Source organism: Reticulibacter mediterranei (assembly GCF_016587455.1).
The window spans coordinates 6881689-6907617 of record NZ_BNJK01000001.1; the positions used below are offsets into that span (position 1 = coordinate 6881689).

A 25929-nucleotide genomic window follows, 5' to 3' on the forward strand; every position below is an offset into this window, starting at 1 on the left:
TGCTTCACAGATCGAAGTAGCGGAATTTATTTGCTGTTTGCAGGTAAAATTCTTCCTGAGCTTCTATCATAAGTTTGTGAAGGACAACAACATCGGCGCGAGGAAGGCGCTCAACTGGTTGTAAACAAAGTCCCATGATGATGCGACCATTTTCTCTCACCTGTACATACCCGTTGCTGCGTGGCACCCGATACACACGCGAGGGGGCCAATGTGCTGGGAATGTCAACATAGCCGCGCCAGAACAATTGCCGCATTTCCTGCGGACTGAAAATCTCTCTCATGAGATGGGCAGCACGTCTTTCCGCTTGTGAGGTACTCCAGATATAGCGGGTAGTGATCCATGCTGCCAGAATGCAGGCCAGGACAACCAGGGTCCAACCCAGGAGTGTTGCGAGTGGCTGCACGTTTATCCTCCCACTACGCGAGGCACGATGAGAATCTGTTGTGCGGTAGGATCAAATTGATCGATGCGTTGAGTCGGTTTTCCTGGCTCAACACGGAACGCCGTCGCTCCTCTGGCCCGCGTCTCCGCGAAAATTCTTTCCGCTTCTCGAACAGCGGCGGTGGCTTCAGGATCATTCATTTGAAATTTTTGCTCGTCCCAAGTAAGACGGTCGTCACCCCGTTTGGACAGTACTCGTAATACGCCCATAACTGTTCTCCTTCGTCATTGTGCTGACGCCTGGGCCGTATCTGGCTGGCTGAGGTACTCTTTGGTCAGATAGCGGCTGTAAAGTCGAAAGAAGTAAGATTTCTATTAGCCTCTATTAAAGGACACGTTTTACCCGCATCAATGGTGACTCGTTGCTGAAAGCATAGAGCGCATTCAAGACAGGTTCTCTGCTGCTACGAGCAAGTTTTTCTCCAACACCACATCGATTGAGAGCGTTTTGTAGCCTACATCATCGAACAACACGAGGCCTGGACGAAGCTGGTCATAGCCAAATAATTGTTGTGCGACCGCCTGTATATGTGGTTTTCGTTTGCGTGGCTGCCTCATACTAGCTGGTATACCTTTGCCTTTTTACTAATGCTTGGTCTTCCCGCTGAGAGACTGGTTCGTGAGAAGGAGCATGCAATTATGGCACGGCCTGAGAGAGCCAAAGGTGACAGCCTGACGATCCCGGTTTCTGTTCACACCTGCCGCTTACGGGACGTGTCAATAGTAATAAATACTGAGAAACTGGATAGTGTAGAGATAGGAGCAAGTTATGAGCAAAACGCGGATGACTCCTGCAATGCTGGTTGGGGCTGGACTTGGCCTGGGATTGGTCGCCAATGCGTATCTGAAGCGACGCAATGCACTTTCTTTACAGGGACGAATCGTGCTGATTACGGGTGGTTCAAGTGGCCTTGGCCTTGCGCTGGGAAGGGAGTTCGCTCGTCAGGGAGCCTCGCTAGTTATTTGTGCTCGCGAAAGTGAGCCGCTGGAGATTGCTCGTCAACAACTGAGCGAAATGGGAGCCGAAGTGCTGGCGATTCCCTGTGATATTACTGAGCGACAACAGATACAGCGTATGATCGATCAAGTGGTAGAGCGTTTTGGGCATGTAGATGTGCTGGTCAATAATGCCGGGATTATCACTGTTGGGCCGATGGAGACCGTGACGGTGCAAGACTACGAGGAGACGATGCAGATCCACTTCTGGGGTATGGTCTATACTACGTTGGCCGTTTTGCCCCATATGCTGCCCCGTAAAAGTGGACGTATCGTTAATATTACCTCGATTGGCGGTAAAGTAAGCGTTCCTCATCTCCTGCCCTATAGTGCCAGCAAATTTGCGGCCGTTGGTTTCTCCGAGGGGTTGCACGCTGAACTGGCAAAAGAGGGTATTATTGTCTCTACCATTGTTCCTGGCCTGATGCGCACCGGCTCTCATGTGAATGCGTATATGAAGGGGCAGAAGGTAGAAGAGTATACGCTGTTCGGCATGCTGGCAACGCTGCCTATTACCTCCACCAGCGCCGAACATGCCGCGCGCCGCATCGTGCAGGCAACGCGATTGGGTGAGAGCGAGGTGATACTCACCGTTCAGGCGCAATTGCTGGCGCGTTTTCATGGTCTCTTCCCCGGGCTGACCAGTGCTGTCTTGAGTACAATCAATCGTACGTTGCCCTCAGCGGAAGGCACGGATATCGAACGTAGTATGGGGCGCGAAGAAAAAACTCCTCTCTCCAACTTTTTAACCTCGATGGGAGAGGCGGCCGCCAATCGCTATAACCAGTATGTGCGCCAGCTTTAATGTCCTGTGCACGTCCAAAATGCATCCACATCTCCCTCGTGCATGAGGGAGATGTGGATGATAGGGAGGAAGGATGGAAGGATTCTGGCCTCGTTGTATGCTTTCAACCTGGGTTAGATATTTGCGGATAAAATTACACAATCACCTGCCCACCGGTCAATTTTGTGAGATCAAGATGCAGCCAGAGTTCTCCATGCTTTCTTGTGAAGGCATGAATCGCCGGATTTTCGCGTGTGTCCAGAAAGATCACGTGTTTAGCGAACTGAGCGGACCATTCATAGCCTACGATGACTTCATTGCTGGCATCGCACGCATTCTTTATGCGCGTCAGATCAACATGGTTGCAGGTCTGGTCAAGCCCTATCGCAATCTCATGGATGTGGCGGTCGCTGCCGACATACACGATCTGTCGCGTCGAATCGGTCTCCCATGCATATGTTGCCAGGGCTGATCCATCGGTGAGTGGGGCGCTGCATAGACGTAGTACGCCTGCATATCTCCATTGATTGTCGTTTCCAGCCACCAGTTCGAAAAGATTGCCCCTATTATTGGTGTAAACGATTTGTCTGGTTTTGCCCTTTTCCCAGGCACAGGCCGCCAGCGCTCTACCGTCCGCGATGGGAGCATTTGTCAGTGCTGTAATATCCGAATGTTGCCACGCTTTTCCAACTTCTCTCATTAACTCGTGAATATGCCCGTCGCCGCTCATATAGACGATGTGCTGTGTGCCTCGTCCCTCCCAGATAAAACCGGCCAGGTGTGGACTTTCAGCGTTAGGTGCCCCTGTTTGCTCGGTCACGTTGGTATGGTGCCACACGCTGACAACCCCCGCCGCCAGTTCATGGATATGTCCATCGCGGCTTATATAGATAACATGTTTACTCCGACCGGCCTTCCATGCAAGACCAACGAGGGCGCGTCCATCAGCCGGGGGAGCGTCTGTCGCCTGCGTTATGTCGGCATAGTTCCAGACGTTGCCCTCTCGTTGTACTAATTCGTGAATATGACCGTTGCTGTCCATCGGGCTAACATAGGTAATTTGTCTGGTTTGTCCATCTGGCCATGCATAGCCTGCCAATATTGCTGATTCCAGCCGAGGACCACCTGCCAGAGCAGTAATGTCAGCATCGTGCCACATGCCATTTTCCCCCACCGTCATTTCGTGAATATGTCTATCGCCCGTTTGATATGCAACATGGGCCGTTCCTGCAAGCGTCCATTCGTAACCAACAATATTACTAGGCATACCGTTTTCTCCCTTATTTTTGCTCAGTTATTCTGCCGTCGTGTTCTCTCTTTTGCCATATCCACTACACGACAAACAATCTCTCGATGTTACATGTTGAAATACGGCAGGGAAGTCTTTGCCATGATGTTATCGTGATGGATGCGCGCGGTGGAGGATGGGTTCAGGCTGTGGCGCGTGTTTGGCAATAGAGCCGTTGCGCCTGGAATGGTGTTGTAGAACACCGGGAAACTTTTTCTAAAAATGGACGTGTACTATCAAGAGACAAAATGAAAGAGTAGGTCTGTAGTAGTGAAAGGTTAGAAATAACGCATAACTTTTCAGAAGAGATGCTATGAAGCATGAGGAGAAAATACTATGCAGCAAAATGAAGCAACTATGACCCCCAGGAGCATGCAGAACATATTGCCCATATGCTTTTGGAAGCTCAACAAGAATGCCGGGCCGACATAGCGCGCGTCAATGATCCGAAAGCGCAGGCTTTGTTCGAGACAGTGGCCGAAGTTCTGGGCGGGACGACGAAGGCGCTTACCGATTATAGCCAGCAAAGCGAACATATCTGGGAGCGGGCAGGTTATACGACTCGCCAGGCAACAAAGCCTCCAACTGTGAGCGATCTGGCTGTGGATGTTGATGCCTCTGAACCCCCGCCGCCAATTGAGAAGGTTTGATGCGTTTTCTGAAAGAAAACGCAGCGATACCTGTTGCGCCTGATACCTGCCAGGGCGTATCATAGAGGGCATATTCTTGCAAGCAGGAGAAGATTGTGACGGAACACTATCCAACAGATCGCGCCTCGCTGGAACGCGATAGCGACGTAGAGTTTTTTATTGCCAGCGGTCCTGGTGGACAACATCGCAACAAAGTAGAGACGGGCGTACGTCTGATGCACCGTCCAAGTGGAATAACGGTCACAGCAACCGAGCGGCGTTCTCAATATGCGAACCGCGAAAGAGCTTTTGAGCGCCTGGCCGAGCGCCTTCAGAAATTGCAGTATCGTAGAACTCCTCGCATTGCGACGCGCCCCGGCACAGCCAGCCGCGAACGCCGTTTACAGGCCAAACGTCGTAACAGCCTGCTCAAACAGTCGCGCACTACATCGGTCAATTCCCATGAGTAGTCTTTCTCGCCATGGAAAAGAGATAAAAAATAAGCCCCCTTGTAGAGAGAGATGGCAAGAGGGCTTTTCATGTTGCTGGTGGGGCTATCAGGCAGCAGTACTTGTCAGCAGCTTATCCAGCGTTTCTTTTTTGATCCTGTAGGCCTGTCTCTTGTTGACATGTGGCAGCACAACGGCCTCCAATGCGCCTATTTTCACCCAGCGACGTACCGTTGTTTCATCAACGCGAAGAATCTGGGCCACTTCTGAGACGGTTAAAAGATCATTCATCGCTTACCTCCTATATATGTATGTGGTGTCCTGCACAAACACCCCTGGTTTGCTTCCTCCCCAAATATTCTCTCCAGTATGAGGATATCTCTTCTAATACGTCTAAAAGGAGAAAAACGTTGCACGGTGTAATTACAATGAGATAGACATAGCAAGCTTATAACAGAAAGAATTTGTTCGTAGTTTATTAACCTGTTCTCTCTCTTCTGGTGGGTGGATGCGCCCTCTGACGTAGCTTGAGTCAGGCGCTATCACACATAAAAAAGAGAACAGTGGATGTAGCAGGCAACGGTACATCCACTGTTCTCTTTTTCGCCTGAGTGCTGACTCAAGCGCGTTCTTCATTCGCTTTCTAGCCCGAAAAAGTTTTTGCGCCAGATTCGTGCATAGGCTCTGGGGCATCCTACTGTTTGTGCCAGTTGCTCAACAGTTAGTAGCGTATTTTCGCGTAACAGTTCGTGTATCCGCTGTTTCGCGGTGCGCTTTTTCATTAATCGACGCTGATAAGCCTGTTGGGGCCATCTTGGTCTCTTCATATCTCACCACCCGTTTGTACAAGATCATTGTGAATAACGCTTCACCTTTATCTGGAGTAACTTTACAGCCCTCAATGGAGAAATGCAACTGTTTTGTTGAGTACAACTTGCAGTATCTATCCACTTCCTACAGTACAGATAATGTACAGATTATCTGTTGCTCGAATATATAGCGTGCAGGGTGCTGGATCTCTCCTTCCGGCCAAGCCGTTAGCGTTGATATCACTGGATTCATGCAAGAGTATAGCAGAAATTTTTTGCGCTGCCATTAGCAATATTAAGAGGTACTGGTTGGATCATCTTAAATGATCTGTCCATCACGCATATGAATGATGCGATTCGTGCGTTCTCCTATTTCTAATGCATGGGTTACGATGACAAATGTTTGCCCATGTTCGCTGTTGAAGCGGCAAAGCATGTCCATGATCTCCTTTGCCGTTTCGCTATCAAGGTTTCCCGTTGGCTCGTCGGCCCAGATGATAGCGGGATCGTTTGTTAAAGCGCGAGCGATGGTGACGCGCTGGCGTTGTCCTCCTGAAAGCTCTGCCGGACGGTGCCGTGAGCGGTCCGCCAGCCCGACCATATCCAGCATTTCCAGCGCACGCTTGCGCGCCTTGCGGCCTGGTACTCTGGAGATCAACATGGGAAGCTCGACGTTTTCAACGGCGGTGAGTGTGGGTAAGAGGTTGAAATCCTGAAAAATGAAGCCCATGTGTCGAGCGCGATAGGCCGTTCGTTTTTGATCGCCCAGATTGCGCAGGCTGTCCCCCTGGATCAAAACATCGCCATCATCAATAGTATCGAGTCCGGCGAGGCAGTTGAGTAGGGTTGTTTTGCCACAGCCGCTCGGACCCATAATTGCGACCATTTCCCCGGCTGTCACCGTTAGATCGACCCCCCGGAGCGCTTCCACACGTAATTGACCGCTGCGATAGAGTTTCTGGACGTTACGCGCTTCAATGATAAAAGGCTTTTGCATTGCTACGTTTTCCTGCTTTTTTAATAATGGAGCGCTTCGGTTGGCGTAATACGTCCCGCCTGCCATGCTGGAAGGAGTGCGGCCAGCAGTGAGGCGACAAGCGCAAAGCCAATGATTGTGCCGAGTTGTTCCCAGGGGACGCTGAATACCAGGCTGGTATTGAATTGCTCAAAGAAATCGACGGCAAAGATGTTGCGCGCCAGGATCAAACCCAGCCCGAGACCAAGCAGGCTGCCAATGCAGCCAACCAGAAAAGCCTCGCAGAGAAACGCGCTCTGGATCAGGCGGCGACCACTCCCCAGCGCCCGCAGCATGCCGATCTGCTGACGACGCTCTATCACCGCACGTGTCCCGATAATGGCCAGCGCCGCCACGCCAAGCAGTAGTACCATGCCTACCATGCCCAACAGTACATCGCTGATGAGGATGCGCGGTCCACGCTGTTGCCAGACGGCATCTTCGAGAACAGTTGTTTCTAAGCCGTGATCGAGAAATGCTGATCCCAGCGCGAGTGCCAATGCACGTTTATCCTGTCCCGGAGCCACTTTGAAATAGTATGCCTGCGTGTCTGGATGCTCAGGATCGACCGTTACGTTGCCATAGAGCGCATGATTCACATAGAGACCAAAGTGATTGCTATCACTATTATCAACGACGCCGATGATTGTTAGTTTCAGCGCTCGCTTCTGTTCGTCAGTGACCCAGACCGTTTGGGGAGAGAAGCTGGTGTCGCCCTGGTAGATGCCGTTCATGCTGAATGCATAATAGGAATCCAGCCCTGGAGGATCTTTGGGTGAGCCTGCCGCGTCGGGTGGTGGAGCGGTAGGATCGTAGACGGGTGGCAGATAGTTGGGAGGATAAGGGAGTGCGTCGTCATCGATCAGGGCGTAGTTTGGATGCGATTGGAGCGCCTGCCAGACAGCTTTGTCGCTGCTAAATCCCTTTGCTCTGCCAACAAGGTTCAGGCCATACCCCTGTAAAAAGCCGCCATCAACAACCTGTGTGGGGTAGATGCGCCATGCAGGAGCAGGAGCGTTAGGTTGGATGGCACCCGTGACCGTCGTTGTGCGCACACCAATGGCAGCAAATTTTTTAGGATCGATGCCACGACTGGCCAGTTCCGCGCGAATATCGGTGATTGGCTTAAAATAGCCGATAGCTTGAATATCGTAGCCGCCGGTTTGCACGTCAATGTTGGTATAGGTGTTTTGCATGGCGTTGGTGATAACGGACATGACAGTCATTGCAAAAATAACCAGGCTGAACATCAGCAAGGTCAGGCCAGTGCGAAAACGATGATGGAGCGGATACGACGAGGCTAGCCGTGCCGTTAAGTGCAGTCTGGGAAACCAGGAGCAGAGCTTGAGCAGTGGCACCACGATCAGTTCGGCGTTGGCAACCATAGCCCAGACTGCGCCGATGACCATCATACTGCCAGCAATGAAAAACACCTCAATGCCGCCTTCGAAACGGGGTAGGCCAAACTGAGCGAGCGTATCAAAGGGCAGTCCCCAGTAAGCCAGGATGCTCAGCCCCACCACAGCTGCGAAGATGCGATAGAGCAGTCGCTTTTTATCGATGCCAAATCGCAGCAGAATGCGCTCTACACCAGTCTTGAGGAGCAGCCCGCCGCCGAGCAGCAGCAGCGAGATGCCGAGCGAGAACGGCAGAATCTCTGTGTTCTGTAACCCGTACTGAACCAGCCAGTAGCCAGCCACTAGCGGCAATACTCCCACCATCACCAGGGTACGGATCAGCTCAAACAGCATCTCCGGCAACTGTTGCGCAACTATGCTGATGCGCTGAGTTGCCTTGATTGGTTGCCGCCAGCGCTTTGCAAGTCGTATAGTTATATCTGTTAATGTGGTGTGTGCTCGTTCGCTTTCTGGCAGATTGCGCAGGGCATCGACGATGGTCATGCGACTGACGAGCCAGGAAGAGATCGCCACCGAACCGAAAGTAAAGATAACGCCCAGGCAGTAGGCGATGACGAGACTGCGCGGCTGAAATGTCAACGTCAGTGGGAAGCCTATCTGTGATAGAACTGGTCCTAGATAGTAAATGAGCAGTGCCCCTACTGATATACCAACTGTTAGACCAATAAACGAAGCGATCAGATCGTAGATTGTTCCCTCGAAGAGAAACATCAGCACAAGATGGCCTCGCTGTACCCCTATCGCGCGTGCCATGCCCATTTCGGCCCGTCGTTCAGCTGCCAGCAGCACGAAAATGAGGAAGATCAACAGAAGGCCGATGGAGAGGGCAAAAAGGCAAAAGAGGGCAAAGATACGTGCGAAAATGTCCTGCGCCTGCTGCGAAGCCTGGACACTATCAGCTTTGGCTTGACGAACAAGCAAGCCTCCTGGCAGCCCCTCTTCAATCGCCTCAGTTACGCGATCCGAGAGGCCCACGCCTTTGATGCCGCCACCACCGCGATTGGCAATATAGACCTGGGTGATATCGTCGTGACGATGTTCTATAGCGCGAAACGTGCTGGCAGGCGTCAGGATAGACGGTTTGGTGCCAGCCAGCCCTCCATTTGCCACGATACCCTGCACATGGAGCGTGTAGCGTTGTCCTCGCCAGCGCTGAGCATAGAGATAAAGTGTATCACCAGTACGAGCGTTCAGCAATTGAGCAAGCATGCTATTGAGGTAGACCTCGTTCTGTTCGAGGCTGGCAATGCGCAGGCGTTGTGTGCCATTGACCTGTTGCATGCCGCCAAAGCCGGTCTCGCTATTGGGGATTATCCCCAGCCCCGTTACTTTCGAGCGCACCTGACGCGAGGTAACATCAGCGATCAGCAGATCGTTTTCGACCATTGCTGCACCTACCGCCGCGATATCAGGATTCCGCTTCGCGTGATTGGCTAATCGATAGTAGACAAAATCATCGAAGAACGGGCTGCGACTCCCCTCCACTATCTCATCCACATCTCCCAGATTGTCAACCGTCACGCTCTGCACTGTTCCATTGACCACATCGCCTGTCGCAAGCGTACTTGAAAGGAGCGTCGTTGAAAGCATGAGCGCGAAGACGATCAGCACCATTTGCAGGCGACGGCGGGGGATATTGCGCACCCCGATGGTAAAAAATATGCGCTGGGTGCAGGCCATAACCGCTACGCTCACAATAATGATCACTGTGGCGACTGCAAGTATGACGCTGAGCGTATCCAGTGGAATGCCGAAGAGTTGTTGCATAGCTCCTTGCTCAGTTGATATATTTTGCTGTCTGTAACGCTTCGTAGAAGATCAGGGCCAACTGTTCGTAACCCAATCTTGTTGGATGCAAACCATCATCACTAATATATTCGGGATGATGTTGCAGATCGTAGCGCTCTTGTGAAAGATCGATCAGGATAGTGTGGTGTTGCCTGGCTGCGGCCGCGATGACTGTATTGTAGGCAAGTATGCTTTGCTGTAGCGCCTGCGGATCTGCGGCTGCCTGTTTTGCGAAATGGGGTAGCAGCGTCAGATCTGGCACGTTCGCTATAGCAATGTGTACCTGTGGATTGTTTGCTTGTAGACGCTGTAATAGCATATCCAGATCACGAGCATAGCTTTGTACCGGCACATTGTCGGCCAGATCGTTGACGGCGAGCCAGATTGTGACCAGATCGGGATGCGCATCCAGCGCCACCGGGAGTTCACTGGTGAGTGCATCATGCAGGTGCATCGATGGGATGCCTAAATTGATGAGATGGTAGCGCGGACCGAGTTTTCCAGCCAGATCGGTAGCCCAGTTCTGGTTATATGGATCGCTGCTGCCGAAGCCGAACGTATCAGAAGCACCTATCGCCACATAGGTAAGTTGGTGTCGGGTTTGCGGTGTTGCATCTCGCTTGTTAGTGGTCTGCGCTGGCAGCAGGCCACAGCCGCTCAAGAAGCATAGCAATAGCGTTAAAAGTAGCACTCCGTAGCGCATAGGGCGATGGTATTGCGAATATTCTACTTTTCCTTGCCTGCGCACCGCCATGATCTCGTCGCATTTCTAGTGGCTATCAATGGTTGTCACTGTATGTCATAATCGCTGAAATTATATCATAAGATATCGGGGCTATGGAATACGTTTGCGCGTGTGCAGCGGGAGAGCATAGCCTGAATGGTCTCCCGCATTGGGAGTATCATAGCGGTCGCAGGCTGAGAGTGATAAAACCGAAGTGTTTGTTAAAAGCGCAACAGCATATTCACCGAGTTACTTCCTACCCGATTTGTAACGGCATCTGTTGTGCGAAAGCCCACGCGTTCATAGAGATAGCGAGCGGGATTATTTGTACGCACGCTGAGCACGATGGCGGGATAGACCTGCCTGGCCTCCGCAATCAGACGGGTGAGCAACTGGGTGCCTATGCCCAGGCTGGTATAATCGGGGAGTAGCGCTATGGCCAGCTCCGGCGTCTGATCGTCGATATAGCTGATCGTCTTCTTCTCGCCGATGAGTAAACGTAACCAGGCTGCGCCTATTGGCTGGTGATGTTCTGAATGAAGGGCTAGCAGACCCATATCGGTTGGGAGTCCCCATGCTTCGACATATTTGTTCAGATCGGGATTGGTCTTTGCAGGTTCGGGAGAGGTCGCGCCGTCTTCCTGCATACGCGCGGCATAATAGAGCATCTGCCAGAGAAATGGCTCGTCATCTTTTACCAGTGGGCGGGTGATTACGTTCATTGTGCCTCCATGAGCGGTTGTTGTTGTGTCATAGTGCTAATAGTAGCATGATTGTTGGGGGCGGACAAACCTCTTCGTGCCGCGTTGTGCAAGGGGAGAGTGTATCGTTTGTCGATGGTGAAACGTGTCCCGTGATGGAAAACAGAACGCATGTCCTGTCGTAACTTATGTTTTACGTTACATGTTAGAAGGTGAACTATTATGGCAAATCAGCAGCAGGTAGAGTTATTGAAGCAGGGGATTGCGAACTGGAACACGTGGAGGAAGGAACATCCTGAAACCGAGCCTGATCTCAACGAGGCCGATCTCACTGGAGTTATTCTCAATGGAGCTGACTTTGTGCGTGCCAACTTGAGCGGTGCGAAGTTGAGCGCGGTAGATCTGACAGGAGCGGATTTGAGCGGCTCCAATCTGGTTGGGGCTAATTTTGATAACGCCATCTTGCACGCTGCCAATCTGACGAGAGCGGATTTAAGCGGTGCCAGCCTGCAAAAAACTGATCTGACGGAAGCAGTATTGAAAGATGCGATGCTTCTTGATGCCAACCTGCAAGACGCGGATCTGGCTGGTGCGAACCTGGGGGATGCCGATGTGACCAATGCATTGTTCAAAGTTGCTAATTTGAAGGGAACGCTGATCACGGCGGAGCAGTTGAAAAAGACGAGACCTCCCGAAGATATCCCCTATTTTCAGGGAGTATCCTGGGAGGGTGTTATTGATAAGCCATAGATATGTGTCTATGAATCGTTGTACTTTTTTCTGAAGGCACGGATAGAGAAGAAGATCAGGACGCCGCTCACGAGAAAGAGGACGCCGTCAAACAGGTAGGCGATGGCCTCGACGTTGAGATAGGCGTCCGAAAATATACGAACCAGCCCGATTACGAAGAAGATGCAAGCCAATACTACGAGGGACAGACAAATAATGTGCGGCAATGATGACGTTCGGCTGGTCATTAAAAGCCTCCTTCTGGCGAAAAGTGTTCTACTATTGAGACGCAGGAGACGGGACGCAAATAAAGTTTGCCAACCATACTGTGATCATACTAACTATAGTGGATGAGTGGTAGTGCTGCATGCAGATGAGGAAGCCACAAGTTCTGCTTGATTTTGCGTGGCTTCTATGTTACTCTTATTTGAAAGAATTACCAGGAGGTACAATACATGGCAATCAGTATCTTTTCCTCTGTTTTGAGCAATAGCAAGGCATTGCTCATCTGAGTGTATCCTGGGGTTCAACTGAATAACTGGCTCTTCCTGTCATATTTTCGGCACATTTTGCCGGTGATATATGACTGTAATGTATCGTTTCCGCGATATGTGATATCCCCTCATCCAATCCTTCAGTTTCTTTAACTACAGGGCGCTCAGTCTCGTGACTTCATTGTAATGTTTTCGTCGTGAGGAACGTTGCCCTATGGCTTGCCGATATTCTCTTCAGCAGCTATGAGTATATGTCCTCATGGCTGCTGTTTGTTGTTGTGGAGTATATCCCCTTTAGAGGCAAGATCTCTTCTCACAAACAGTGTGTTCACAAGCAAGGTGGAACTGCATGGCATTTTCAGAAAAACAAGATTTGCAGGCCAATGAACATTTAGAAGGAGTATATGCTGTGAACGATACTATTGACTACGATCTCGATGACGAACAAGAGTCTTTTGTAAAGATAAAAACGAAACGTCATGCCTCATCCGGTACAAAGCCGACGAAGAAAGCCAGCTATGAAAGTAACGCTGATGTTCAGCGCTGGTTAAAGTCTCAGACAAGCGAAGATAGTGAGGTGAAACCCGCCTTTCATCCAACATTTCTTGCCTCTCAGCGCGATGCCTCCTGGGTTCTCTCTTCACTTTCTCAGTTCTATGAAGAGGATCTTATCACGGATGTTGTACACATGGTTAAGAGCGGTAAGGAAGCCTCTGTGTACTGTTGCACTGCTCACCCTTCCACCGGGAAAGAGTATCTGGCAGCAAAAGTCTATCGACCTCGTATGTTCCGTAGTTTGCGGAATGATGCTATCTACCGTGAAAGCAGGATACAGCACGGTGGCGAGGGACAGACTATTCGTGGTAATCGAGGGCGACGTGGGCTGATGCGTAAAAATGAGCAGGGGCGTGCGTTGCAGATTTCATCCTGGATTGAGTATGAATTTGAAACACAACGCCAGCTCTACCAGCGTGGCGCTCGTGTGCCGGAACCGATCTCTCAGATTGGTAATGCCGTGTTGATGGAGTATATTGGAGCCGTCAACGAGCCTGCGCCGCTCTTGCGTGAGGTTGTTCTGGACAAAGAGGAGGCTCCGTTACTCTTTGAGAGCATTATGCATGACATAGAGGTGTGTCTTGCCTGCGACCGCATACACGGTGATCTCTCGGCATATAATATACTCTACTGGCAGGGTTCCGTGACGCTCATTGACTTTGCCCAGGCTGTTGATCCAGGTCACAACTCGGAGGCGGCTTTTGCGCTCTTCCTGCGCGATATCGAGCGTGTCTGCTACTACTTTGCTCGTTATGGCGTTGCAGCTAATCCTGTGGTGCTAGCGACGGAGATATGGACGCGCTATATGGGACCGATTGAAGCGTATTCGTAGTGTTTGTGGTGATGGGGCAATGGAAAAACTATAATCTTCTTTGTCCCATCTACAACCAAATTGTAGAGAACGAGGGAAGATGATACAATCGTGCAGTGCATAAAAGATAAACTCTCAAGGAGGAGTACTGCCAATGGAGACATCGGAGCCTTCAAACCATCCTCTTGTGCTGTTTAATCCCACCGCGAATCGGGGCAATATGGCTGCTCATCGTGCCGTTATGCAGAGTCGCCTGGCTCAGGAGCAGGTAGAATATGTTGAAACAAGCGTTGCTGGGGAGGCTAGAGAACGTGCGATGCAGGCGGCCAGCGCTGGGCGAGCGATCATTGTTGTTGGTGGAGATGGCACCGTGAATGAGGTCGTGAACGGAATTTTAACAGCAGCAGCCGCTGCTGAGAGGCGTGTTCCTCTGGGGATTGTCCCGGCGGGTTCTGGTAATGATTTTGCCTGTAATACGCTTGGCCTTTCGCGCGATCCTCTTGTGGCATTGGAACGCGCTCTACATGGCGATATAATAGAGATCGATGTTGGGACAGTCAATGGCCTGTATTTCGTGAATTCATTCAGTGTTGGCCTGGATGCCGATATTGCTGCGACCGCGAATCGGCTGAAAAAGATTCCCTTTATGAGTGGGGCCAGGCTTTATTATGGCTCCTCATTGTCTCGATTGCTCTTTGGCTATCACCGTTGCCCCTGGCTGACCTTTCATCTGGATGGTGCTGATGTCTACAAACAGACTGAGCCTCACCACTATGTCCTGCTGGCAGTAACGAACGGACCGGCATATGGGGCTGGTTTTCGTATCAATCCCGCTGCAAATCCCAGCGACGGCCTGCTCGATGTGTGCGCTATCTCATATGCACCCCTGTTGCGGGCACTCAAGTTATTGCCCGTCGTGCAGAGAGGCGAGCATGGGGAGGAACCAGAAGTTGCGTTTTATCGCGCAAAAACCGTCTATATTGAGAGTCGGCGACCGGTGATGATGGGTGTGGATGGCGAAACCTCCAGCGCGAGCCGCTTTGATGTACAGCTCTTGCCGGGAGCGTTATCTGTGAGAATATAACACTCCATAAGCGCCTATCTATGATGTATTGCTATGCTCCCCCTTATTTGTTTTTCGCAATAAATGCTGATGGGCAAAGTGGAACCAGCGTGCAGCGTTCGCATTGCGGGTTACGGGCATAGCAGACTGCTCGACCGTGAAAGATGAGGAGATGTGAGAGGTCGAGCCAGTCCTGTTGAGGGATGATACGCATCAGGTCTTTCTCGACTTTTACGGGATCTTCGTTGCTGGTCCAGCCAAAGCGCCGGGAAAGGCGTCCGATATGTGTATCGACCACAAATCCCTCCACGATCCCAAAGGCATTGCCTAGAACCACATTTGCGGTTTTGCGCGCTACCCCGGCCAGGCTGACTAATCCCTCCATTGTGCGTGGTACTTCTCCGCCGTACTCTGTAATGATGCGCTGGCAGGCGGTCCGAATATTTTTGGCCTTGTTGCGGTAGAAGCCGATTGAGCGGATATCTTGCTCCAACTCCTCCTGTTTCGCCGTTGCATAGTCTTCGACCGTACGATATTTCTTGAAGAGCTGTTGTGTCACAATATTCACGCGCTCGTCGGTGCATTGGGCCGAGAGCTGTGTTGCTACGAGGAGTTCCAGGGGATTCAAGTAGTTGAGCGAGCATTTTGCATCAGGATAGAGACGACGTAGCTCACTAATAATAGCATGTACTTGCTCTGGCGATCCCGTCTCTGGCCCCGTATAAACTGTTGATACTGTACCTTCCATAAGCTTTTGTGTCGTCTCACTTCCAGATTCTTAATGAAGTTAATTTAAAGATGCTGAATAGCGTATTGCTCGCTATGTCCTTTCGCTTGCCTTGACAGAATCTTGGCAATCAACTCGTCCTTTTTGATTCTCCCAGTATACGATACATGTAGTTCGGTCGCAATCTTTTTCAGTTGTGGCACAGTCTTGCTTTGTAAATCTTCCGCCGTGATGCTGTTAGAGACCGGGGTTGGCTCTGGAGACGATATGGATAGTGCTGGCAACTGGACGGTTTCGGGCAACTGGCCCAGTTGTTTGCACTCGACGTTGGGCATACGACGTAGGACCAGGACCACGTTTGCAAGCAGATCAGCCAGCTCATGTGTTTTCATTTGTTCCAATTGTGCTACTGTGAAACGTGTATTCATGCTTCTCTTCTCCTTCTACCTTTAGCTGCGTTTCAGTGAACGAATATGATGAATGCGGCTGATAAACTCTCCTGCCAGAGCCTTAAATTGGTCCTGCAATTTAATCTCTGATCCTTTGGGGAGAGAGATTGCGCTGATCGGTAGACGATTATCGGCGGCGTTTGCCACCAGGATGCTATCGCTGATCGTGTGTTTGAAGACGTGGCCGGGATAGTCGCTGCGCACCTGCTCGCAATATGCTGCATGGAGCAGGACATTGGCTCTTATGCGCGTAAGGATGATCCCTCCCAGCACAGGGCCAGACATCGCATGATGGGACGTGGTTGGTGCAAATAATTTATTGATTGAGCGCTGAAGCAGGCCGATGCCATAGGTCGAGAGAAAATCTGGCACCGTTGGAACCACGTATGCGTCGCTTGCCCATAAGCTATTTTTTGTGACTGGATTGAAATTAGAGGGGCAGTCGCAGATGATGTAATCATACTGATCGCGCACCTGTTCAAGAGCGTCGCGTAGAATGGCATGGCCGATAAAATCGGTCAGTCGTAGATCTACATCTACCAGTTCAGGACTCGAAGGGAGTAGATCAAAGCCAAAGACAGCAGCTTTCGTCTGGAGTACGTCGCGGACGATTGCGTCCTGAATTGGGAAGCCTTTGCCTCGCTGCTCAAAAAGATCATATGTTGTCCCTTTGCTCTCTTTCCAGAGCTTCCAGTTTTCCTGTTCCATAACGAAGAAGGTTGAACTGGCCTGGGGATCAAGATCGATCAACAGCGTGCGACGGCCATAGTGTCGAGCCAGAGCTGTTGCGATCTCAATCGAGCAAGAGGTTTTGCCGACCTGCGCAAATTTCCAGCTTTTTCGATCCATCTCCTCTCATTGCAGTGCTGCGAAGCATTATGATGAAAAGATAGGTTTTGGCAACAGAAAAGGATGGACGGTGCCGTTTATCAGATCGTTGTATCGGCAGGAAATCATTTACCTGCTGATAGAGTTTGCAGGTAACGAGCCTTTTTAAAGGGAAGTTAGAAGCTAACTTGTAAAGGCGAGCTATCGAATGTACTACCGTTATTCAGAAAAATATAGTCTCGATTTCCAGAACTAAAGTGGACAGTGATAACCATATCAGGTTTACCGTCGTTGTTTGTATCACGGAAGGTGAGGGTAGCAGGTGTTGTATCTTCATTCATAGGGATAGCTGTTGAATAAATCACGATCTTCCGGGCGTCTCCTCCTTCAAGTTCACAGACAACAATCTGCCGGCGATAATTCGTAACAATGAAATGGCTGGGACGGTTACTCTGCTCGTTATGACCTACCCAGGCATCAGTCTGAAATGTACGAGGCGTTCCATACCGAAGGTCATTATACCGATCTATCCCCCATGCTAAGGTAAAAGAGCCAATCACCCACACTATCATAGTGGCAAACATGCCTGCACCTAAGAAAATTAGCCATGTCTGTGATGTAGTGCGGCTTCTTTTTGCCTGCCGTCTCACTCTGGGTGAAGGAGCATTGCTATCTGATTCTGAGGAGGCAATCGAATGCTCAGAATCAGATCGAGGAGGCAAAATGGTATCAGAGGGTGGAAGAGATCGATGGGATACGGAAGCTCGCACACGACTGGAAGACGAAGACACTTGTGGCTGTCTCGTTAGGTCAGGGGATGTGGGAAACCGCGGTTGGATACGTATGGTATGCTTAGGAAATTGTGGCGCATGAAGCGGTTTGTGACGGGAACCACTTTTTACTCCCTCCAGGAGCTTCTCTTTTGCTTCCTGTTCATCGCATCCAATCAGGTTAATGTCAACGAGAGATCCCAATAAACCTTCTGGTTCACAGGTATGTACACGTACTGGAATAAGTAGCTCCTGGACTCCGTTGGGATCATTTCTAAAGGTTGCAGCCCATTCTGCCTGACTAAAAGACGCATTGGAAGAGTTGGAAGAAAGAACCAGGATTGTACGTTTTGCTTCTTGGGATGCCTTCTGGACCTGTAAGACAAAATTCGAGCCAGGCCGAAAATCCCAGTCTCGCATGATTACATGATATCCAGCATCTTCTAAGTGCCAAGCGATCCACTCAGCCCATTCCCGGTCAACGTGATTATAGCTGATAAAAAAATCTTTGGAGCTGTTACGAGCCATAGACACTGTTCTCCCTCTACTAAGATTAACGCTCCAAACGCTATAATTTAAAAATATACAGATAAAATCTATCATATATTAGTCACAGCTACATGCCAGATTACTGCCATTGCTGGAAATAAATAATAGAGAAGCGCTTGACTTTGGGAAGAAGGCATCCTGAGAGAAATTTTGATATTCTCTCGTAGAGAGGTTTTGGTAAATCCTTGATTAATTTGAATGAGTTCTTCTCGGCTTCAGCAGTGTTGAGAAGCCTTCTGGGAGAAAGATAGGTGGCCTCCTGTTACCAGAGAGGGAATAGACCGCTAAGATGAAAGCATTCATATACCCATGAACCAGAGAGTAGTCTTTGATGCATTCTATGAAAAGAAATCCAGACTTTTTTGAAAAGCGCCTGACACCACGTCTGTTTGATTAGAGACGCTTCTTTGCTGTTCACCCTCTGAAGAACACAATGAGAACGCGCTGCCAGTTGAGAGTGCAGAAGGATGTCCTTCTCTCTGCCTGTTTTTGATGACAACGCCTTTCTTTCGATGTATACTCTCAACGTGTATAGAGAAGATCCAGGAGGAATGCCATGTCGTTTGAAGTCTTTATCTCCTATTCCCATAAAGACAAAAAGCAGCGCGAGAAGCTGGCAACCCATTTAAGTAATTTGAGGAATCAAAAAATTATTGCGGACTGGTATGATGGAGACATCGTCCCAGGCACGCCGTGGGAAGAGCAGATCGTTACTCACCTCGATTCAGCTCAAATTATCCTTTTACTCATTAGCGCTGATTTTATGGCCTCTTCGTTTTGCTATAGTGTAGAGCTGCAACGTGCGCTCAAACGCCATGAGCGTCATGAAGCGCGGGTGATCCCGATCATTCTGCGTCCTACTGATTGGGAGGGAGCGCCCTTTGCGAAGGTGCAAGTGCTGCCTGATGAAGCCAAACCGGTGAGCCGGTGGCCTTCCTCCGATGAGGCGTACAGGAATGTGGTGAAAGGGATTCGCCGAGCGATAAACGATTTACAAGCCAGGAATGCAGCAAACCCTTAATGCCCCCATCAACCTCTTCAGACACCACCTTGATGGGGGAACAGCAGGTGTCACACTGGCAGGTGCCTTTCGAGCGCAACCCTTATTTTACGGGCCGTGAGACGCTGCTGCTGCACGTACACGATCTCTTGAACGCGCAAAAGCCCACGACTGCTCATCGGCCAGTGGTGTTAAGTGGACTGGGAGGTATTGGCAAGACGCAATTGGCTCTGGAGTATGCCTATCGCTATCGGGAGGAATACTCCTCGGTGTTCTGGTTGCAAGCCGATACTCATGAGCTATTGGTGACTAATCTAGTCACGCTGGCCCAGTTCTTGGATTTGCCTACAAAAGATGATGTCGATCAGACGATGACGCTCGCAGCCGTCAAGCGCTGGATGCAGACACACACCCATTGGTTTTGCATCCTGGATAATGTGCAAGATCTGGAAAAGACGCGCCTACTGCTGCCGTCAGGCATCCAGGGTCACGTCCTCTTCACCGCTCGCTCGATGATGAGCAATAATCTGTTGCTCAAAGTGGAGCCTGGCACTCTGGAGCCAGAAGAGGCGGTTCAGCTCTTGTTACGCCGGGGTGGGCAACTTGCTGAGGGGGTTGCTCTCGATGTGCTTGATGAACGAACCCGTCAACTGGCAACAAGGATTGCCAACGAGTTGCTTGGGAAACTGCCTCTAGCCCTTGATCAAGCAGGTGCGTATATAGAGAGAACGCAGTGTGGTCTGGAGGGCTATATCGAGCGGTATCAACAGAGACGCACGCGCTTGTTACAAGAACGGGGCAGTGTGAGTCCTGAGCATCCTGATTCGGTGGCCGCCACCTGGTCTCTCTCCTTTATCGAGGTCGAGCAGACCAATGCCGCCGCAGCCGATCTTCTGCGCTTGTGTGCCTTTTTGCATCCCGATGCGATCCTAGAGAAACTCATCACTGAGGGCGTAGAAGAACTCACGCCTGCCTTGCAGCCGCTTGCCGAGAATCTCTTTGCTCGTGATGAAGCGATGGAGGTGTTGTTTACCTATTCTCTTCTTTACCGCAATGCTGTCGAGAAAACGCTCAGTATCCATCGACTAGTGCAAGTAGTCCTCAAAGAGAGCCTGGAAGAATCTGTCCAACGAGAGTGGGCAGAGCGCACGGTGTGCCTCGTCAATCGCGTTTTTCCTGAGAGTTCCTCTCAGACTTGGCAGCGCTGCCAACAACTGCTGGCTCATGCCCAAGTGTGTGCCGAGTCAATCGAGTACTACCGCATGGTGACACCAGAAGCTCTTCGGTTATTGGATGTCACGGGCCACTACCTTCATGATCGAGGACATTATCACGATGCAGAGGTCATGTTGCAGCAGTTACTTGCAATACAGGAGCAGTTGGGCGAAAAAGATCAGCTTGCTGTTGCCCATACGCTCAATACATTGGGAGAGCTTGCTCGGCTGCAAGGCAAATATCAGGAAGCACAATCGCTCTATGAGCGTGCATTGATCCTTCGTGAAAAGATGTTGGGGTCACACCATCCTGATGTGGCAACCAGCCTGAATCATTTGGCACGTTCCTATCATCACTTTGCTCGGTATGCGCAAGCCGAGACATTGTATCAGCACGCGCTAACAATACGTGGACAAGTCTTAGGAGTGGCACACCCGGATGTGGCTCATAGTTTGAATGATTTGGCAGAACTTTATCGTGAGCAAGGGAAGTATCAGGAGGCGCGGCCGCTTTATGAGCGTGCGCTGATGATACGTGAGCAAGTGTTGGGACCAGAGCATCCCGACACGGCAACGAGTCTAGGCAACCTGGCAGGTCTCTGTAGGGAGCAAGGCCGGTACGAGGAGGCGTTGCCGCTCTGTGAGCGTGCCCAGGCGATCTATGAGCAAGTATTGGGTGCAGAGCATCCCGACACGGCAATGGGTCTAAACAACCTAGCGGAACTCTATGCAGAGCAAGGTAAGCACGAGGAGGCGTTGCCGCTCTTTCAGCGCTCACTGACAATATGCGAGGAGGCGTTGGGACCAGAGCATCCCAGCACGGCAATGAGTCTAAACAATCTGGCAGGTCTCTATGAAGCGCAAGGGAAAAGGGATCAGGCGATCAGGCTATATAAACGAAGTCTGGCAATTGGCGAAAAAGTGTTGGGAGCGAAACATCCGGATATTGTCTTTAGCCTCAATAATCTTGCCTTAGCCTATAGCAATCAAAGTAATTTTAAATATGCTGAACCCCTCTTTCAAAGAGCTTTACGCATCATCATTGAGGCGCTAGGGCCAGAACATCCAACGACTGTAAAGATTTTACTAAACTATGCACTCATGTTGAGAAAAGCCAAACGGAACAGAAAAGCCGATGAAATGGAGGCACGAGCTAAAGCCATTCAAGACCTACAAGAAGATCAGAGGCATCTCAGAGAGGGGGAAGAGACGGCGTGAGACGGGGAAAGGGTTCATGAACACGAGACAACTTTTGTACATCGATCGCTTCGACGACGAGTATAGTATCTGCTTCTTTAATATAGGCAGACAAAACATGTTTCTACGATCTGCCCTCTTGATGGATGAAGTTGTTTCTGGTGACTTCTAAGCGCAGGTCGGTTTGCCAACGCCTCCCTTGAAGTTGATAATGGTAACAACCTGTGCCATATACTCTGCCGCCTGCGGAAAGATAATAAGCAAATTTATTCCTAATGAGAGAATATTATGGCGAAAGCGGAGAAAAATGTCAAGTCGAGAGGAAGATAGTATAAGAAGTTTATGTGTAGGTAGGGAGCAAAAGACTCTGCTTCCTACCTGTCTATTATTGTACGCTTATGAAGCATTTTCCTACAAGGAATAACCTCATTTAACGACGTTCGCGTTGTGCTTGTAACAAAGTTCGCAATGCATCCGCTTGACCACGATTCCAGGCGGCAGAGCGTACCTCTGGACCAACGATGGGTAAGGAGCTTTTTTCTCGGATCTGAGCTGCTCGTTCGCGCTGCATGATTTCATGCACAAGTTGTCGATCCGTCGTTTTCCAACCACGCAACCTGGCCTGTTTAGCAAACCACATGATACGCGAAAAACCGGCATGGTAGTCCCGCTCTGCTGTGTTATTTCGTGGCGTGTTTCCCATTTCAGATGCCTCTCGTCCATGATACTAAGTGGAAAGAAACTCATACGTAGCTTCTTTGAGTATGTCAGAAATTGAGGGTGGCGTCAAGTATAAATATAAATAAATATCGTTTTTGCTGGAAAGCAATCTATAAATCTGTTTTATGTTTAAAAATACAATAAAACTATAAAAATAATAAGATTGTGAGGATATTTTCCCATATAGGCTTGCTGTTTGCTGCGGAATATCATTGGATTAGCTTGAACGTGGCAAAAAATACATCAAACTTCCCGGCTCAACCGTAATTACTATGTGTTGTTTTGTCGCCCATTTCGTCATTGCTACGTACATACAATGAGAAGAGGGAGACGGATAGTTTGCTCTTACTCGCAAACATGGCTATAATTCAAAGTAGATGTGTAGTGAGTTTTCGCTGGAGACGAGACTTACTGTACCAGGGAAGGACAGAGAGCGTGGCTAATAACAAACGCAAGTATTCAGATGAAGATGAAGAAGAGCAGGAACGATTAAAGAGAGAAGCGCTTGCCAGCCTCTTACGTAAAACGGATCGTCCGATGACACTGCGTGAGATAGGGGCGAGTGCAGTCAAGAATTTGCCTGCGAATATTGGTATGGTGCAGGGTTTGATGAACGCTGTCAATTGGCGTCAGGCTCAGCAAGAGGTGCTTCAGGGGTTGAATAATACTGTTGTGGTTGTTGGGCAGCCAAACACGGGAAAGAGTACTCTCTTTAACAAAATTAAGGGACAAAATCTCTCTCCTGTTTCTCCACAGGTAGGCACGACCCGCACGCTTGTACGCACCGATTTCGGTCCTTTCACGCTGGTTGATACCCCTGGACATCTGCCTGATGTCATGGAAAGCGGCATGGACCAGGCCAGCGTGATCGTGTTTCTCATTGATGCGTCACGAGGGTTACAGGAGGAAGATCGTGCGCTGTATGGCCTCATTAAGAGCATGAAGAAGCCGGTCATCATAGCGGTGAACAAGGTTGATGCTCTCAAAGGCGGCGAGAGCGGCGATCAGTTCGCAACAGAGGTAGCGGTACTACTAGAGGCTCCTGGCGTCATCCCCATCTCGGCCAAAACCGGCGAGAATGTTGCTGAAGAGCTGATTCCTGCCATTATCCATGCCAGCCCGGAAGCTGCTCTCGCTATTGGACGCGAGCTGCCGACGTATCGCCGTGAAGCTGCTCAACGTATTATTCGGAACTCAACACTGGTTAATCTTGCCGCCGGTATGGAGCCGATTCCTTTCATTGATATTCCGATTGTGCTCGGTACTCAGGTTCGTCTGGTGCTGCGCCTAGCCGCTCTCTATGGAGAACCTTTGGATACTGCCGATGCGATGAAGCATGCACGCGAATTGATTGCAACGATGTTGAGTGGATTGGGCCTGCGCTTTCTGGCGCAACAGGCCGCAAAAGCCGTTCCGTTTGGAGGCGATTTTATCGCGGGTGCAATTGCAGGGGCCGCTACATGGTCGATCGGCGAGGTCGCGCTGGAATATTATGAGGGCGGCAGGCGTATTAACCCTGCTCGTCTCAAACTGCTTTACCATGAATTTTATCAGCGTTTCCGCAGAGGGAACGGGTTGAAAGAGTTGCGTGATGCGTCCTCAACGTCGTTTAATGGGAAAAATGGAGCGGCTTTGTTGGATGGACCTCAACAAGAGAAACTAGAAGAAGGGACGGCATAAACTCATCAATGCTCTTCCCATATGAACATTATGAGACATTGGCTGAGCCTCTCACCGTCTATTATCCGGCTGGTGAGGAGGCTCGCGCTCGTTGGGCGTATCAGACTATTGAGAAGGCCGGACAAGCCCTGACGCAATTGTTGGGCCAACCTATGCCTGAGCTAGAGATAGTGCTGGTTGCTCCTGCTGATTGGTCCCTGGCCCCTCATGATGAGGAGGCCGATCAGGATGAATATCCCCATCCTTACTGGACGGAGGCGACCACTCCTCCCAGCATTGTGATCCCTGCTGAAGTTGATCTTATCTTTGGTGAGATGACGCAAGAGAAGCTGGCTTATATGTTGTACCACGAGTTGACACTGGCCTTTGTGGAGGCTGATTTGCGTCCCTGGCCGGAAGAATATCCCCTGTGGGCCGACGAGTGGCAGCTCAAATTTGCCGCTTTATGGCTCTCTCAATGCCTCGATCATGTGCAGGGCGTGGTGAATAAGGATCTCCACGAGCAGTATGCTGAAATCTTTGAGCCAGAGCCGGACGGGAAAACCCCCGATACCGTACGTGGATTTGATTGGTATGAGGATACCTCTCCCGAAGCGTATCTGTGCTACGAACTCCTTCTGGAACAGTTCGCGGCTGATCTCCTCGCGACCTATAGCCCTGATATCCTGCCTCGTTTCCTCTCCCTCTATCGTCGGGAGCAAGCAACGTTATTGAGCGAAGATGTAACCGTTATGCTCGCTTCGGTGCTTGGTCCTGATGGAGCAGCGTGGCTGGAAGACCGCGTCTATTTCTAAATAAAAGGACTCGCCATCAAGACAGCAAATGGTGAGTCCTTGCCTCCTGTCGCCTTTATTTATCGCTATGTGCTTGCCTGATGATAGCAGAAATTTCTCGCTTATTGAAAGAAGGTTTTATCGGCGTTATAATTCCTGCATCTTATTTACGCGCTCTCATAATGTGTATCGCCAATTTATGATGTAAAGATAAGGTGATGTCTATGTTTCATCGTGTGACTATTGTTGGTCTTGGGCTGATTGGAGGCTCTATAGGGCTGGCTCTTCACGCCAGGAAAGCTGCTGAGCAAGTCGCTGGATATGATCTGGGCAAGGGAGTTTGTGATCGCGCCCGTAAGATCGGGGCGATTGATCAGTCCTACAGTTCGCTAGCAGATGCCGTTCGTGGCGCTGAACTGGTAATTCTCGCGACTCCTGTTGGGGCAATGCGGGTGTTATTGCAGGATATTGCTCCCTCCCTGACTCCTGGTGCTGTGGTGACGGATGTTGCCAGCACAAAGGCTCAAGTCATCACCTGGGCAGAGGAGTTTTTACCCTCTTCTGTTTCGTTTGTTGGTGGACATCCCATGACCGGGAAGGAGTTGAGCGGAGTTGAGGCGGCGGATGCTCGACTTTTCCACAATCGGATCTATTGTTTAACGCCCACCGCGCGGACACGTCCCGGCGCTGTCAGTAAAGTCTGCGAACTGGTAGAGGTGCTTGGAGCGCGTGTCCGTTTTCTTGAGCCGGTTGAGCATGATGGTCAGGTTGCCAGCGTGAGCCATCTGCCCTTTCTGGCTTCAATTGCCCTGGTTGATGCGGCGTCGCATGGCCCGGCGTGGAGCGACGCCTCCCTTCTGGCAGCAGGTGGCTTCCGCGATGCGTCTCGTCTGGCAGCTGGCAACCCTGAAATGTATCGCGATATCTGTTTGACAAATAGCGAGTCGATTACGCACTGGCTGGACGAGTATATCACCTCATTGCAGACGTTGCGCAAACGTGTGGCTGCTCATGATCGTAGCTTGGGTGATACGTTTGCGGATGCTCAACAAACACGCCAGCGCTGGCAGGCTACCTATGATGAGATGAGTGAGTAACAATGTGGTTCTGTTTCTCAGGAAGTGTTAGCAAGGTGGCTGAATTGGCGGTCAGATAATTAAGAGGGTCGCCTGCTTATTGTTTTTCAGAAGCAGTAGTCCCTCTTGACAGCCTCGTGAAAATATGCGAGAATGCGTCTCGCCCGGGAAAGGATCGCCTTCAAGTAAAAGCTTGAAGCTGGGACCAGTGGATTTGTTCTTGACAAAATTGCTGGCCGGTGAGATACT

General features: G+C 50.4%; 27 protein-coding genes. 11 read left to right on the forward strand and 16 right to left on the reverse strand.

The window, feature by feature from the left end; all coding sequences use genetic code 11:
* Nucleotides 1-4 precede the first annotated feature (4 nt).
* The 3 genes from K3T83_RS29760 to K3T83_RS29770 all read right to left on the reverse strand — a co-directional run bounded on the left by K3T83_RS29760 (nucleotide 5) and on the right by K3T83_RS29770 (nucleotide 1002).
* Complete coding sequence (locus K3T83_RS29760) at nucleotides 5-406, reverse strand: hypothetical protein (protein WP_220206550.1); 402 nt, start codon at nucleotides 404-406, stop codon at nucleotides 5-7.
* A 2-nt stretch (nucleotides 407-408) separates the two neighbouring features.
* A complete protein-coding gene (locus tag K3T83_RS29765) occupies nucleotides 409-654 on the reverse strand; it encodes a hypothetical protein (RefSeq protein ID WP_220206551.1) in 246 nt (81 codons plus the stop codon).
* 174 nt (nucleotides 655-828) lie between these two features.
* Nucleotides 829-1002 (reverse strand): hypothetical protein, encoded by a 174-nt coding sequence (locus K3T83_RS29770; protein ID WP_220206552.1) that lies wholly within the window; start codon nucleotides 1000-1002, stop codon nucleotides 829-831.
* A 211-nt stretch (nucleotides 1003-1213) separates the two neighbouring features.
* Here K3T83_RS29770 and K3T83_RS29775 point away from each other — a divergent pair, with 211 nt between their 5' ends.
* Nucleotides 1214-2245, forward strand: coding sequence for an SDR family NAD(P)-dependent oxidoreductase (locus K3T83_RS29775; RefSeq protein WP_220206553.1), 1032 nt, complete (start codon nucleotides 1214-1216; stop codon nucleotides 2243-2245).
* A gap of 133 nt (nucleotides 2246-2378) precedes the next feature.
* Here the strand turns inward: K3T83_RS29775 and K3T83_RS29780 are convergent, their stop codons facing one another.
* Nucleotides 2379-3491 carry a hypothetical protein gene (locus K3T83_RS29780; protein WP_220206554.1) on the reverse strand — a complete coding sequence of 371 codons (1113 nt, stop codon included), beginning with the start codon at nucleotides 3489-3491 and terminating at the stop codon, nucleotides 2379-2381.
* Between the two features lie 413 nt (nucleotides 3492-3904).
* Between K3T83_RS29780 and K3T83_RS29785 the strand changes: the two genes are divergently transcribed.
* Nucleotides 3905-4162, forward strand: coding sequence for a hypothetical protein (locus tag K3T83_RS29785; protein WP_220206555.1), 258 nt, complete (start codon nucleotides 3905-3907; stop codon nucleotides 4160-4162).
* A 95-nt stretch (nucleotides 4163-4257) separates the two neighbouring features.
* A complete protein-coding gene (locus K3T83_RS29790) occupies nucleotides 4258-4611 on the forward strand; it encodes a peptide chain release factor family protein (RefSeq protein ID WP_236065020.1) in 354 nt (117 codons plus the stop codon).
* An 87-nt stretch (nucleotides 4612-4698) separates the two neighbouring features.
* On the opposite strand, the gene K3T83_RS29795 is transcribed toward K3T83_RS29790, so the two are convergent.
* The 6 genes from K3T83_RS29795 to K3T83_RS29820 form a co-directional block, all read right to left on the reverse strand.
* Nucleotides 4699-4881 carry a helix-turn-helix domain-containing protein gene (locus K3T83_RS29795; RefSeq protein WP_220206556.1) on the reverse strand — a complete coding sequence of 61 codons (183 nt, stop codon included), beginning with the start codon at nucleotides 4879-4881 and terminating at the stop codon, nucleotides 4699-4701.
* A gap of 341 nt (nucleotides 4882-5222) precedes the next feature.
* Nucleotides 5223-5417, reverse strand: a complete 195-nt coding sequence (locus K3T83_RS29800) for a hypothetical protein (RefSeq protein ID WP_220206557.1) — start codon at nucleotides 5415-5417, stop codon at nucleotides 5223-5225.
* A gap of 301 nt (nucleotides 5418-5718) precedes the next feature.
* The gene (locus K3T83_RS29805; RefSeq protein ID WP_220206558.1) at nucleotides 5719-6396 is read right to left on the reverse strand and encodes an ABC transporter ATP-binding protein; all 678 of its coding nucleotides are present in this window, start codon (nucleotides 6394-6396) and stop codon (nucleotides 5719-5721) included.
* Nucleotides 6397-6416: 20 nt separating this feature from the next.
* Nucleotides 6417-9599, reverse strand: coding sequence for an ABC transporter permease (locus K3T83_RS29810; RefSeq protein WP_220206559.1), 3183 nt, complete (start codon nucleotides 9597-9599; stop codon nucleotides 6417-6419).
* A 10-nt stretch (nucleotides 9600-9609) separates the two neighbouring features.
* Entirely contained in the window at nucleotides 9610-10368 is a 759-nt protein-coding gene (locus K3T83_RS29815) for an SGNH/GDSL hydrolase family protein (protein WP_220206560.1), read from the reverse strand.
* A 197-nt stretch (nucleotides 10369-10565) separates the two neighbouring features.
* Nucleotides 10566-11066, reverse strand: a complete 501-nt coding sequence (locus K3T83_RS29820; RefSeq protein WP_220206561.1) for a GNAT family N-acetyltransferase — start codon at nucleotides 11064-11066, stop codon at nucleotides 10566-10568.
* 201 nt (nucleotides 11067-11267) lie between these two features.
* Here K3T83_RS29820 and K3T83_RS29825 point away from each other — a divergent pair, with 201 nt between their 5' ends.
* The gene (locus tag K3T83_RS29825; RefSeq protein WP_220206562.1) at nucleotides 11268-11795 is read left to right on the forward strand and encodes a pentapeptide repeat-containing protein; all 528 of its coding nucleotides are present in this window, start codon (nucleotides 11268-11270) and stop codon (nucleotides 11793-11795) included.
* Between the two features lie 8 nt (nucleotides 11796-11803).
* Here the strand turns inward: K3T83_RS29825 and K3T83_RS29830 are convergent, their stop codons facing one another.
* Nucleotides 11804-12022 (reverse strand): hypothetical protein, encoded by a 219-nt coding sequence (locus K3T83_RS29830; RefSeq protein ID WP_220206563.1) that lies wholly within the window; start codon nucleotides 12020-12022, stop codon nucleotides 11804-11806.
* Between the two features lie 595 nt (nucleotides 12023-12617).
* On the opposite strand from K3T83_RS29830, the gene K3T83_RS29835 reads away from it, so the two are divergent.
* Together K3T83_RS29835 and K3T83_RS29840 are read left to right on the forward strand one after the other, a co-directional pair.
* Nucleotides 12618-13655, forward strand: coding sequence for an RIO1 family regulatory kinase/ATPase domain-containing protein (locus K3T83_RS29835; protein ID WP_220206564.1), 1038 nt, complete (start codon nucleotides 12618-12620; stop codon nucleotides 13653-13655).
* A 133-nt stretch (nucleotides 13656-13788) separates the two neighbouring features.
* Entirely contained in the window at nucleotides 13789-14718 is a 930-nt protein-coding gene (locus K3T83_RS29840; RefSeq protein ID WP_220206565.1) for a diacylglycerol/lipid kinase family protein, read from the forward strand.
* A gap of 43 nt (nucleotides 14719-14761) precedes the next feature.
* Here K3T83_RS29840 and nth read toward each other — a convergent pair whose 3' ends face one another.
* The 4 genes from nth to K3T83_RS29860 all read right to left on the reverse strand — a co-directional run bounded on the left by nth (nucleotide 14762) and on the right by K3T83_RS29860 (nucleotide 17999).
* Entirely contained in the window at nucleotides 14762-15445 is a 684-nt protein-coding gene (gene nth / locus K3T83_RS29845) for an endonuclease III (protein WP_220206566.1), read from the reverse strand.
* Nucleotides 15446-15489: 44 nt separating this feature from the next.
* Entirely contained in the window at nucleotides 15490-15852 is a 363-nt protein-coding gene (locus K3T83_RS29850; protein ID WP_220206567.1) for a Rho termination factor N-terminal domain-containing protein, read from the reverse strand.
* Between the two features lie 21 nt (nucleotides 15853-15873).
* Nucleotides 15874-16722: a ParA family protein gene (locus K3T83_RS29855; protein ID WP_220206568.1), complete on the reverse strand. Its 849-nt coding sequence runs from the start codon at nucleotides 16720-16722 to the stop codon at nucleotides 15874-15876.
* Between the two features lie 155 nt (nucleotides 16723-16877).
* Nucleotides 16878-17999 (reverse strand): toll/interleukin-1 receptor domain-containing protein, encoded by a 1122-nt coding sequence (locus tag K3T83_RS29860; RefSeq protein WP_220206569.1) that lies wholly within the window; start codon nucleotides 17997-17999, stop codon nucleotides 16878-16880.
* A gap of 577 nt (nucleotides 18000-18576) precedes the next feature.
* Between K3T83_RS29860 and K3T83_RS29865 the strand changes: the two genes are divergently transcribed.
* Nucleotides 18577-19041 (forward strand): toll/interleukin-1 receptor domain-containing protein, encoded by a 465-nt coding sequence (locus tag K3T83_RS29865; protein ID WP_220206570.1) that lies wholly within the window; start codon nucleotides 18577-18579, stop codon nucleotides 19039-19041.
* Nucleotides 19041-21452, forward strand: a complete 2412-nt coding sequence (locus K3T83_RS29870) for a tetratricopeptide repeat protein (protein ID WP_220206571.1) — start codon at nucleotides 19041-19043, stop codon at nucleotides 21450-21452. The genes K3T83_RS29865 and K3T83_RS29870 overlap by 1 nt, the downstream gene beginning before the upstream one ends.
* A 409-nt stretch (nucleotides 21453-21861) precedes the next feature.
* Here K3T83_RS29870 and K3T83_RS29875 read toward each other — a convergent pair whose 3' ends face one another.
* Complete coding sequence (locus K3T83_RS29875) at nucleotides 21862-22134, reverse strand: hypothetical protein (RefSeq protein WP_220206572.1); 273 nt, start codon at nucleotides 22132-22134, stop codon at nucleotides 21862-21864.
* Between the two features lie 452 nt (nucleotides 22135-22586).
* Here K3T83_RS29875 and K3T83_RS29880 point away from each other — a divergent pair, with 452 nt between their 5' ends.
* The 3 genes from K3T83_RS29880 to K3T83_RS29890 all read left to right on the forward strand — a co-directional run bounded on the left by K3T83_RS29880 (nucleotide 22587) and on the right by K3T83_RS29890 (nucleotide 25701).
* The gene (locus tag K3T83_RS29880; RefSeq protein ID WP_220206573.1) at nucleotides 22587-23831 is read left to right on the forward strand and encodes a GTP-binding protein; all 1245 of its coding nucleotides are present in this window, start codon (nucleotides 22587-22589) and stop codon (nucleotides 23829-23831) included.
* An 8-nt stretch (nucleotides 23832-23839) separates the two neighbouring features.
* Nucleotides 23840-24625 (forward strand): hypothetical protein, encoded by a 786-nt coding sequence (locus K3T83_RS29885; protein ID WP_220206574.1) that lies wholly within the window; start codon nucleotides 23840-23842, stop codon nucleotides 24623-24625.
* Between the two features lie 203 nt (nucleotides 24626-24828).
* Complete coding sequence (locus K3T83_RS29890) at nucleotides 24829-25701, forward strand: prephenate dehydrogenase (protein ID WP_220206575.1); 873 nt, start codon at nucleotides 24829-24831, stop codon at nucleotides 25699-25701.
* Nucleotides 25702-25929 lie beyond the last annotated feature (228 nt).

Excerpts from the sequence above, each read along its gene's own strand:
- K3T83_RS29885 (WP_220206574.1), top strand. The coding sequence starts at position 23,840 with ATGCTCTTCCCATATGAACATTATGAGACATTGGCTGAGCCTCTCACC.
- K3T83_RS29830 (WP_220206563.1), bottom strand. The coding sequence starts at position 12,022 with ATGACCAGCCGAACGTCATCATTGCCGCACATTATTTGTCTGTCCCTC.
- K3T83_RS29870 (WP_220206571.1), top strand. The coding sequence starts at position 19,041 with ATGCCCCCATCAACCTCTTCAGACACCACCTTGATGGGGGAACAGCAG.
- K3T83_RS29795 (WP_220206556.1), bottom strand. The coding sequence starts at position 4,881 with ATGAATGATCTTTTAACCGTCTCAGAAGTGGCCCAGATTCTTCGCGTT.
- nth (WP_220206566.1), bottom strand. The coding sequence starts at position 15,445 with ATGGAAGGTACAGTATCAACAGTTTATACGGGGCCAGAGACGGGATCG.
- K3T83_RS29780 (WP_220206554.1), bottom strand. The coding sequence starts at position 3,491 with ATGCCTAGTAATATTGTTGGTTACGAATGGACGCTTGCAGGAACGGCC.
- K3T83_RS29840 (WP_220206565.1), top strand. The coding sequence starts at position 13,789 with ATGGAGACATCGGAGCCTTCAAACCATCCTCTTGTGCTGTTTAATCCC.
- K3T83_RS29820 (WP_220206561.1), bottom strand. The coding sequence starts at position 11,066 with ATGAACGTAATCACCCGCCCACTGGTAAAAGATGACGAGCCATTTCTC.
- K3T83_RS29835 (WP_220206564.1), top strand. The coding sequence starts at position 12,618 with ATGGCATTTTCAGAAAAACAAGATTTGCAGGCCAATGAACATTTAGAA.
- K3T83_RS29800 (WP_220206557.1), bottom strand. The coding sequence starts at position 5,417 with ATGAAGAGACCAAGATGGCCCCAACAGGCTTATCAGCGTCGATTAATG.
- K3T83_RS29875 (WP_220206572.1), bottom strand. The coding sequence starts at position 22,134 with ATGGGAAACACGCCACGAAATAACACAGCAGAGCGGGACTACCATGCC.
- K3T83_RS29805 (WP_220206558.1), bottom strand. The coding sequence starts at position 6,396 with ATGCAAAAGCCTTTTATCATTGAAGCGCGTAACGTCCAGAAACTCTAT.
- K3T83_RS29855 (WP_220206568.1), bottom strand. The coding sequence starts at position 16,722 with ATGGATCGAAAAAGCTGGAAATTTGCGCAGGTCGGCAAAACCTCTTGC.
- K3T83_RS29765 (WP_220206551.1), bottom strand. The coding sequence starts at position 654 with ATGGGCGTATTACGAGTACTGTCCAAACGGGGTGACGACCGTCTTACT.
- K3T83_RS29865 (WP_220206570.1), top strand. The coding sequence starts at position 18,577 with ATGTCGTTTGAAGTCTTTATCTCCTATTCCCATAAAGACAAAAAGCAG.
- K3T83_RS29775 (WP_220206553.1), top strand. The coding sequence starts at position 1,214 with ATGAGCAAAACGCGGATGACTCCTGCAATGCTGGTTGGGGCTGGACTT.
- K3T83_RS29850 (WP_220206567.1), bottom strand. The coding sequence starts at position 15,852 with ATGAATACACGTTTCACAGTAGCACAATTGGAACAAATGAAAACACAT.
- K3T83_RS29860 (WP_220206569.1), bottom strand. The coding sequence starts at position 17,999 with ATGGCTCGTAACAGCTCCAAAGATTTTTTTATCAGCTATAATCACGTT.
- K3T83_RS29785 (WP_220206555.1), top strand. The coding sequence starts at position 3,905 with ATGCTTTTGGAAGCTCAACAAGAATGCCGGGCCGACATAGCGCGCGTC.
- K3T83_RS29770 (WP_220206552.1), bottom strand. The coding sequence starts at position 1,002 with ATGAGGCAGCCACGCAAACGAAAACCACATATACAGGCGGTCGCACAA.
- K3T83_RS29810 (WP_220206559.1), bottom strand. The coding sequence starts at position 9,599 with ATGCAACAACTCTTCGGCATTCCACTGGATACGCTCAGCGTCATACTT.
- K3T83_RS29890 (WP_220206575.1), top strand. The coding sequence starts at position 24,829 with ATGTTTCATCGTGTGACTATTGTTGGTCTTGGGCTGATTGGAGGCTCT.
- K3T83_RS29825 (WP_220206562.1), top strand. The coding sequence starts at position 11,268 with ATGGCAAATCAGCAGCAGGTAGAGTTATTGAAGCAGGGGATTGCGAAC.